This window comes from Acidovorax cavernicola (assembly GCF_003581445.1).
Genome location: NZ_QXMN01000046.1, coordinates 42,368 through 50,265 on the forward strand (window position 1 = coordinate 42,368; position 7,898 = coordinate 50,265).

Consider the following 7,898-nt stretch of genomic DNA (forward strand, 5'->3'; position numbering starts at 1 on the left):
CCATGACAATGCCCGCATGAGCCGCCTGATCCGCCCCAACCTCGAAGCCCTGTCCACGCCCGCCGACACCGACTCGCGGTTCGACAAACCCGCGCACGGCTGGCGGCGCAAACTGTTCACCGTAATCTTCGAGGCCGACACGCCCGCCGGCCTGTGGTTCGACCTGGCACTGATTGCGGTGATCGTGACCAGCGTGCTGGTCGTCATCCTGGACAGCGTGCAGTCGATCCGCGACCAGTGGCGGCCGCTGTTCAATGCGCTCGAATGGGTGTTCACGATTCTCTTCACGCTGGAGTACATCGCACGGCTGTGCTGCGTGAACAAGCCGCTGCGCTACGCGCTGAGCTTCTATGGCGTGATCGACCTGCTCGCACTGCTGCCGACCTTTCTCGTGGCCTTTGCGCCCGAAGCGGCCTACCTGATCGACGTGCGCATCCTGCGCCTCTTGCGCGTGTTCCGCATCTTCAAGCTCTCGCGCTATTCGGTGGAGTACCGCGCGCTGGTGTCGGCGGTGGCGTCCAGTCGCCGCAAGATCACGGTGTTCGTGGGCTTCGTGATGCTCGTGGTGCTGGTGATGGGCACGCTGATGTATGTGGTCGAAGGCCCGACACATGGCTTCACCAGCATCCCGGTGGCGATCTACTGGGCGATCTCGACCATGGCCACGGTCGGCTTCGGCGACCTCGTGCCCAAGACCGACCTGGGCCGCGCGATCGCCTCGGTGATGATGCTGCTGGGCTGGGGCGTGCTGGCCGTGCCCACCGGCATCGTGACCGCCGAGATGACGCGGCGCAGCGTCGACGACGACCTGGCGGAACCGATCGCACTGGCCTCGCGCGGCGTGCTTGCGATGGTGGCCGAGCCGATCCCGGGCAAGGCGCCGGCCAAGCGGCTCACGCCTGCGGCCAGACGACGCGCCCTTGCGCAGCATCGTCGAGGCGGGCGATGAAGGCGTCGGCCTCGGGCGCCGGGAGCGCGAAGGCGAAGTGCACGTCGCTGCCGTGCTGCACGTCCTCCAGCACCGCGCCGATGGCGGCCAGCTCGCGCCGCACCAGCCCCTCGAGCGCGTAGGGCACGGCGCACTGCAGGCTGCGTTGCCGCACGAGCGGCACCAGCGTGGCGCCGAGCAGGGCCTGCGCCACGGCATCGGTGTAGGCCCGCACGAGGCCGCCGGCGCCGAGCTTCACGCCGCCGAAGTAGCGCACCACGGTGGCGAGCGCGCCTTCCACCTGCTGGTGGCGCAGCACCTCGAGCATCGGGCGCCCGGCCGTGCCACCGGGTTCGCCATCGTCGTTCGCAGCCGACTGGCCACCGGCCATCAACGCCCAGCACACGTGCGCGGCGGCAGGATGTTCGGCGCGCAGCGAGGCGACCACCGCCAGCGCGGCGGCGCGGTCAGGCACCGGCTGCACGCAGCCGATGAAGCGGCTTTTCTTGATGAGCAGTTCGCTGTGAACCGGCTGCGCGAGCGTGAAGCTCATGGCCAGGCAGGCGGCATTCAGCCGCCGCGCTCGAACTTGAAGACCGCCGTGCTGGCGCGCGCGTTGGGCAGCCAGCGCACGTCGCGCCCGTTCTGCAGGCCGAAGGCGTCGAGCACGCGCAGGTTGTTCTTGCCGGCCAGCACCTCGAAGTCCTTGTAGGTGCCGACGCGGATGTTGGGCGTGTCGTACCACTGGTAGGGCAGGCGCCGCGTCACGGGCATGCGCCCGCGCGCCACGCTCAGGCGGTTGGGCCAGTGCGCAAAGTTGGGAAAAGCGACGATGCCGAAGCGGCCCACGCGCGCGGTCTCGCGCAGCATGACCTCGGCGTTGCGCAGGTGCTGCAGCGTGTCGATCTGCAGCACCACGTCGAAAGTGGCGTCGTCGAACATCGCCAGGCCTTCGTCGAGGTTGAGCTGGATCACGTCGACGCCGCGGCGGATGCACTGCAGCACGTTGCCGTCGGCGATCTCCACGCCATAGCCGGTGCAGCCGCGCTCGCGCTGCAGCAGGTCGAGCAGGGCGCCGTCGCCGCAGCCGAGGTCGAGCACGCGCGCGCCCTTCGGTACCAGCTCGGCGATCAGTCGTTGGTGTTCGATATCGCTCATTGGAATTCCTTGGCGACGCGCTCGAAATACGAACGCACCACGCCCATGTAGCGCACGTCGTCGAGCAGGAAGGCGTCGTGGCCGTGCGGCGCGTCGATCTCGGCGTAGCTCACGTTGCGGCGGTTGTCGAGCAGCGCCTTCACGATCTCGCGGCTGCGCGCGGGCGAGAAGCGCCAGTCGGTCTTGAAGCTCACGAGCAGGAACTTGGCAGTGGCCTGTGCCAGCGCGGTGCTGAGCTGGCCGCCGTGGTGGCGCGCGGGGTCGAAGTAGTCGAGCGCGCGGGTGATCAGCAGGTAGGTGTTGGCGTCGAAGTACTCACTGAACTTGTCGCCCTGGTAGCGCAGGTAGCTTTCGATCTGGAACTCGATGTCCTGCGTGGAATAGCGATAGTCGAGCCCCGCCGCTTCGCCCTCCACGGCGCTGCGCAGGATGCGCCCGAACTTGGCGTTCATCACGTCGTCGCTCAGGTAGGTGATGTGGCCGATCATGCGTGCGATGCGCAGGCCGCGCTTGGGCACCACACCGTATTCGTAGAAGTGGCCGCCGTGGAAGTCGGGGTCGGTCACGATGGCGCGGCGGGCGACCTCGTTGAAGGCGATGTTCTCGGCCGTGAGGTTGGGCGCGCTGGCCACCACCACGGCGTGGCGCACCCGGTCGGGGTATTGCAGCGTCCACGACAGCGCCTGCATGCCGCCGAGGCTGCCGCCCATCACGGCCGCGAGGGTCTGGATGCCGAGCGCGTCGAGCAAGGCCGCCTGGGCGTCGACCCAGTCTTCGACGGTGACGACCGGGAAGTCGGCGCCGTACACGCGGCCCGTGGCGGGGTTGACGTGCATCGGCCCGGTCGAGCCGAAGCAGGAGCCGAGGTTGTTGACGCCGATCACGAAGAAGCGGTCGGTGTCCAACGGCTTGCCCGGCCCCACCATGTTGTCCCACCAACCCTCGGAGCGGGCTTGCCCCTCGTACACGCCCGCGACGTGGTGCGAGGCGTTGAGCGCATGGCACACCAGCACCGCGTTGCTGCGCTCGGCATTGAGGGTGCCGTAGGTTTCGTAGGCGAGTGTGTAGCCGCTGATCGATGCGCCGCTGCGCAGGGCCAGCGGGCCTGCGAACTGCATCGACTGCGGAGTGACGACCAAAGGTGACGACGACATGAATGAAAAAACCCGGCCTCGCCAAAAACGAGCCGGGTTCGGCAGCCGTCTTTAGCAGAATTTATAAAGCGCCCGCAAGCTGAAGCAAATCGGCGCAAAGCAAAGTATATCCCCCAGGCTGCGCGCACTGCGTGTCGCTTCGCCAACCCCCTTGGGAAGGGGGCAACATCTGCGGCCCGGCAAAGCCGGTTCCGCGGTGTTCCTGGAAGGGAGCCTTCTTTCTCGTCCTACCAGCCGACGATCATCACGACGCCCAGCACCAGGAAGATCGCCGCCGAGATGCCGTGCACGAGCTTGATCGGCACACGCCGCACGATCTTGTCGCCCAGCCACACGACCGGCGCATTGGCCAGCATCATGCCCAGCGTGGTGCCGATCACGACCCAGGCGTAGTCCTGCGTGAAGCGGGCGGCGAGCATGACGGTGGCGATCTGGGTCTTGTCGCCCATCTCGGCCAGGAAGAAGGCGATCACGGTGGTGCCGAAGACGCCGAACTTCGAGACGCCGGGGGCGTCGTCTTCATCGAGCTTGTCGGGAATCAGCATCCAGACGGCCATCGCGATGAACGAGCCGCCCAGGATCCAGCGCAGCACCTCGGGCCCGAGCCAGCGCGTGATGTAGTTGCCGACCGCGCCGGCCAGGGCGTGGTTGATGACCGTGGCGACGAAGATGCCGATCACGATCGGCCAGGGTTTCCTGAAGCGCGCGGCCAGCAGGAGGGCCAGGAGTTGGGTCTTGTCGCCCATTTCGGCGAGCGCGACCACGCCCGTTGCAACGAGAAAAGCTTCCATGATGGATGTGGGGTTCCTTGGGCCGAAGGACGCAATTGACCGCACAACACCTTCGGCCATATTCCCGAAGTTGTGCGGTCAAAGGTCTCGCCAGGTGTGTTCACTGCACGCGCCATATCCTCGTGGGGCAAGGACAAGTCTGTTGACGCGGGCCCTTCTCGTATGCGGAAGGCGGCTACTCCCCAATGACCGGCGAATTGTAGCCGCATCGTCAATTTCCCCAGCCCAAAAATGTAGGCGTGCGCTAACTTTCCGGGCCTTGAGAGAGTGCTACCTCAAGACGCAAATTCCTGCTTGCTTTTTTGATATTTCACCCATAATGCACGAGCATCCCTCTTGATTTTGGGCGGGAGCAATTCGGTGATCGGTCAGTTTCGCGCGGCTCGGCGGCTCTCGTTTGAGTGATGCTTTCGGGACTCCATCGCTTTTCTTGATGTGTTTATAGGAGTCCCTTGATGGGCAACAAACTCTACGTCGGCAACCTGCCTTACTCGGTGCGCGACGGTGATCTCGAGCAGGCCTTCGGCCAGTTCGGCGCAGTGACCAGCGCCAAGGTCATGATGGAGCGCGACACGGGTCGCTCGAAGGGCTTCGGCTTTGTCGAGATGGGCAGTGACGCGGAAGCACAAGCAGCCATCAACGGCATGAACGGCCAGCCCCTGGGCGGCCGCAGCGTCGTCGTCAACGAAGCACGTCCCATGGAAGCACGTCCCCCCCGCAGCGGTGGTGGCGGCTACGGCGGCGGCAACGGTGGTTACTGAACCCTGTTCACTCCTTCGCGTGCCTCGCGGCACACACACAGAAAAGGCTCCCTCGGGAGCCTTTTTCTTTGCCTGTGTTGGCGCCGTACCGTTCAGGCTTCGCCGCTGCGCTTCTTGCGTGCCCGGCCCTGCACCGCGCGATCGAGCACCGCATTGGGCAGCAGCCGCATGATCTTGGCGACCACGCCCATCTGCCACGGGATCACGCGGTAGCTCGTGCCGGCCTCGATGGCGCGCAGCGCCTGGGCCGCGAAGTCTTCCGGCTGCATGAGAAAAGGCATGCCGTAGCGGTTGCCCTGCGTCAGCGGCGTGTCGATGTAGCCCGGGCAGAGCGTGACGACCTTCACGCCGCTGGTGCGCAATTCCCCGCGCAGGCTCTCGCAGTACGCGACCACGCCCGCCTTGCTCGCGCAGTAGGCACCGTGCCCCGGCAGCCCGCGGATGGAAGCCACGCTGCCGATGCCCACGAGCCGCCCGCTGCCGCGCATCACCATGGCCTTCACGAAGGGATGGAAGGTGGCGGCCAGCCCCACGTTGTTGACGGCGAAGGTGCGCGCCAGCACGTCGAGGTCCGAGCGCTCGGCCGTGTCGATGCCGATGCTGATGCCGGCGTTGGCGATCACCACGTCAGGCACACCTTGGCGCGCCATGCAGTCGGCGCCTGCGGCCACGATGCTGTCGGTGTCCGCCACGTCGGCGCCGTAGACCTGGTAGCGGCTGGCGTCCAGCTGGCGGCCCGTCGCCCACGTTTCGATCTCCGCCGTGCGCCGCGCGACCAGTGCCAACCGGTAGCCCGCGTCGTAGAACGACGCGGCCAGGGCCTGGCCGATGCCGCTGGAAGCGCCGGTGATGAAGACGAGCGGTGCGGCGGTGGTCATGCGTTGGTCGTCTCCCGGGAAGCTTGTCTTCTTGTGCTGCTGCCGCTCAGCGCGGCTTGCCCGCCGCGGCCGATGGCACCAGCACGCCGCGCACGCGGCCTGTGAGGTTGGCCACGCCGCTCAGGTTGTCGTAGTCGAGCGAATCGCCGGTGAACTGGTCGCTGCCGCGGATGAGCGTGACCGGCTTGTTCGACTGCACCTTCTCGGTGTCGAGGAAGGCGTGCAGGAACTCGCCCCGGAACTCCAGCCGTGGCGTGGCCTTGCCGCTCGCGCTGACGGCGGGGTCGCGGATCACGATCGCGTTGCCGAACAGCTGGATCTCGCTGCCGTCGGAATTCGACAAGCCCCGGTTCGCCGAGGAACGGGTGACCAGCCCCTCGGGCGAGATCGAGCGCATGCGCACCTGATCGACCTCGATGGTGTCGGTGTCCGGGTAGTGCCGCCCCTCGACGCCGTGCAGTTCGCTGCGCAGGTCGCCGTTGGGCAGGAAGTTCTTGATGACGAAGTCCCGCATGAAGTAGTCGGGCTCGTGCGTGGGCGCCGCCTTGACGGTGGGCTCCAGCAGCTTGGGCGCATTGCGCACCAGCCAGTAGGTGCCGAGCGCCACGCCCGCCATCAGGATGATCGGCAGGTAGATGGTGGTGCGGTCGAGCACATCGCGCGTGAGGTTCCAGGCGCGTCGCAGCTGCGGGCTCATGGTCGGGGACCCCGGGCCGCGTCGAGCAACGGACGGTACTGGCCGCAGGCCGTCAGCAGCAGGTCGCAGAATTCGCGCGCCGCGCCTTCGCCGCCGCGCGCGGTGGTGACGTAGCGCGCCACGGCACGCACCTCGGCGTGCGCATTGGCGGGCGCCGCCGCGAAGCCGACGTGGGTCAGCACCGGCAGGTCGGGCCAGTCGTCGCCGATGGCGGCGGCCTGCGCCCAGGTGAAGCCGAGCTGCGCGAGCATGGCTTCGGCAGCGGGCAGCTTGTCTTCGGTGCCATAGCGCACGTGTTCGATGCCCAGCGCTTCGAGGCGCACGCGCAGCGGCTTGGAATCGCGCCCGGTGATCACCGCCGGCGTGATGCCGGCCTTGCGCAGCAGCTTGAGACCGTAGCCGTCGAGGATGCTGAAGCGCTTGAGCGTTTCGCCGTGCTCGGTGAAGTACACACCGCCGTCAGTCAGCACGCCGTCGATGTCGAAGAAGACGACGCGCACGTCCTGCGCGGCCAGCAAGGTCTCGGCCTGGAAATCAAACGGCATCAGATGACCTTCGCGCGCATCAGGTCGTTGGTGTTCACCGCGCCGACGATCACCCCCGCGCCGTCGATCACGAACAGGCGGGTGATGCCGCATTGCTCCATGAGTTCGGCCGCTTCCACCGCCAGCGCGTCGACGCGGATGGTGCGCGGGTCGCGGTGCATGATGTCGGCCGCCTTGGGCGTGCGCAGGTCGGCGCCCGCCTCGATCAGGCGGCGCAGGTCGCCGTCGGTGAAGATGCCCAGCGCCCGGCCGTCGGGTTCGACCACCGCGGCGGCGCCGAAGCCCTTGATGCTCATCGCGCGCATCAGCTCGCTGACGGTGGCCGTCGGCGGCACGCACGGCACCTCGTCGCCCGAGCGCATGACGTCGCTCAGGTGCGTGAGCAGCTTGCGGCCCAGTGCGCCGCCGGGATGCGAGCGCGCGAAGTCTTCAGAGCCGAAACCGCGCGCGTCGAGCAGCGCCACGGCCAGCGCATCGCCCATGGCGATCTGGGCGGTGGTGCTCGCCGTGGGGGCGAGGTTCAGCGGACAGGCTTCCTTGGCGACGCCGGCATCGATCACGATGTCGGCATGCCGCGCAAGGGTGGAATCGGCGCGGCCGGTCAGGGCGATCAGGGGCACGCCCTGGCGCTTGACCACCGGCAGCAGCACGGTGAGTTCGTCGACTTCGCCGCTGTTGGAGATGGCCAGCACGAGGTCGACCGACTTGATCATGCCAAGGTCGCCGTGGCTGGCTTCGGCCGGGTGCACGAACATCGCGGGCGTGCCGGTGGAGGCGAGGGTGGCGGCGATCTTGCGGCCGACATGGCCGCTCTTGCCCATGCCCATCACGACCACGCGGCCGCGCACTTCGAGGATCTTGCGCACGGCCTCGACGAAACTCGGACCGACGCGGGCCTTCAGGCCGAGGACGGCTTCGGCTTCGATATCGAATGTGACGCGTGCCCGGGCCAGGATGGCTTCGGGGTCGACCACGTGGGTCGGGGC

General features: G+C 67.4%; 9 protein-coding genes, 1 pseudogene and 1 riboswitch. Of the genes and pseudogenes, 2 read left to right on the forward strand and 8 right to left on the reverse strand.

Translation table 11 applies throughout. The features are described 5' to 3' along the window. Positions 1 to 16 precede the first annotated feature (16 nt). The gene (locus D3H34_RS26170; protein WP_119557203.1) at positions 17 to 949 is read left to right on the forward strand and encodes an ion transporter; all 933 of its coding nucleotides are present in this window, start codon (positions 17 to 19) and stop codon (positions 947 to 949) included. On the opposite strand, the gene D3H34_RS26175 is transcribed toward D3H34_RS26170, so the two are convergent. From D3H34_RS26175 to D3H34_RS26190, 4 genes are all read right to left on the reverse strand, one after another. Beyond that, on the reverse strand, positions 894 to 1,481 hold the full coding sequence (locus D3H34_RS26175) for an IMPACT family protein (protein WP_119557205.1): 588 nt from the start codon (positions 1,479 to 1,481) through the stop codon (positions 894 to 896). The two genes, D3H34_RS26170 and D3H34_RS26175, sit on opposite strands and share 56 nt — an antisense overlap. A 17-nt stretch (positions 1,482 to 1,498) precedes the next feature. After that, positions 1,499 to 2,086, reverse strand: a complete 588-nt coding sequence (metW, locus tag D3H34_RS26180) for a methionine biosynthesis protein MetW (protein ID WP_119557207.1) — start codon at positions 2,084 to 2,086, stop codon at positions 1,499 to 1,501. Further along, on the reverse strand, positions 2,083 to 3,240 hold the full coding sequence (gene metX, locus D3H34_RS26185) for a homoserine O-succinyltransferase MetX (RefSeq protein WP_119557209.1): 1,158 nt from the start codon (positions 3,238 to 3,240) through the stop codon (positions 2,083 to 2,085). The genes metW and metX overlap by 4 nt, the downstream gene beginning before the upstream one ends. A gap of 227 nt (positions 3,241 to 3,467) precedes the next feature. Next, entirely contained in the window at positions 3,468 to 4,031 is a 564-nt protein-coding gene (locus tag D3H34_RS26190; RefSeq protein WP_119557211.1) for a TMEM165/GDT1 family protein, read from the reverse strand. Positions 4,032 to 4,040: 9 nt separating this feature from the next. Beyond that, positions 4,041 to 4,227, reverse strand: a riboswitch (yybP-ykoY riboswitch). 259 nt (positions 4,228 to 4,486) lie between these two features. Here D3H34_RS26190 and rbp point away from each other — a divergent pair. Continuing rightward, positions 4,487 to 4,789, forward strand: a pseudogene (gene rbp / locus D3H34_RS26195) (RNA-binding regulator); the annotation flags it as partial. A 95-nt stretch (positions 4,790 to 4,884) separates the two neighbouring features. Here the strand turns inward: rbp and D3H34_RS26200 are convergent. The 4 genes from D3H34_RS26200 to D3H34_RS26215 are packed head-to-tail and all read right to left on the reverse strand — an operon-like array spanning position 4,885 to position 7,886. Then, entirely contained in the window at positions 4,885 to 5,670 is a 786-nt protein-coding gene (locus D3H34_RS26200; RefSeq protein ID WP_119557213.1) for an SDR family oxidoreductase, read from the reverse strand. A gap of 46 nt (positions 5,671 to 5,716) precedes the next feature. After that, entirely contained in the window at positions 5,717 to 6,367 is a 651-nt protein-coding gene (gene lptC / locus D3H34_RS26205) for an LPS export ABC transporter periplasmic protein LptC (RefSeq protein WP_167481279.1), read from the reverse strand. Next, a complete protein-coding gene (locus tag D3H34_RS26210; protein WP_119557215.1) occupies positions 6,364 to 6,912 on the reverse strand; it encodes a KdsC family phosphatase in 549 nt (182 codons plus the stop codon). The genes lptC and D3H34_RS26210 overlap by 4 nt, the downstream gene beginning before the upstream one ends. Next, positions 6,912 to 7,886 (reverse strand): KpsF/GutQ family sugar-phosphate isomerase, encoded by a 975-nt coding sequence (locus D3H34_RS26215; RefSeq protein ID WP_119557217.1) that lies wholly within the window; start codon positions 7,884 to 7,886, stop codon positions 6,912 to 6,914. The genes D3H34_RS26210 and D3H34_RS26215 overlap by 1 nt, the downstream gene beginning before the upstream one ends. Between the last annotated feature and the right edge of the window lie 12 nt (positions 7,887 to 7,898).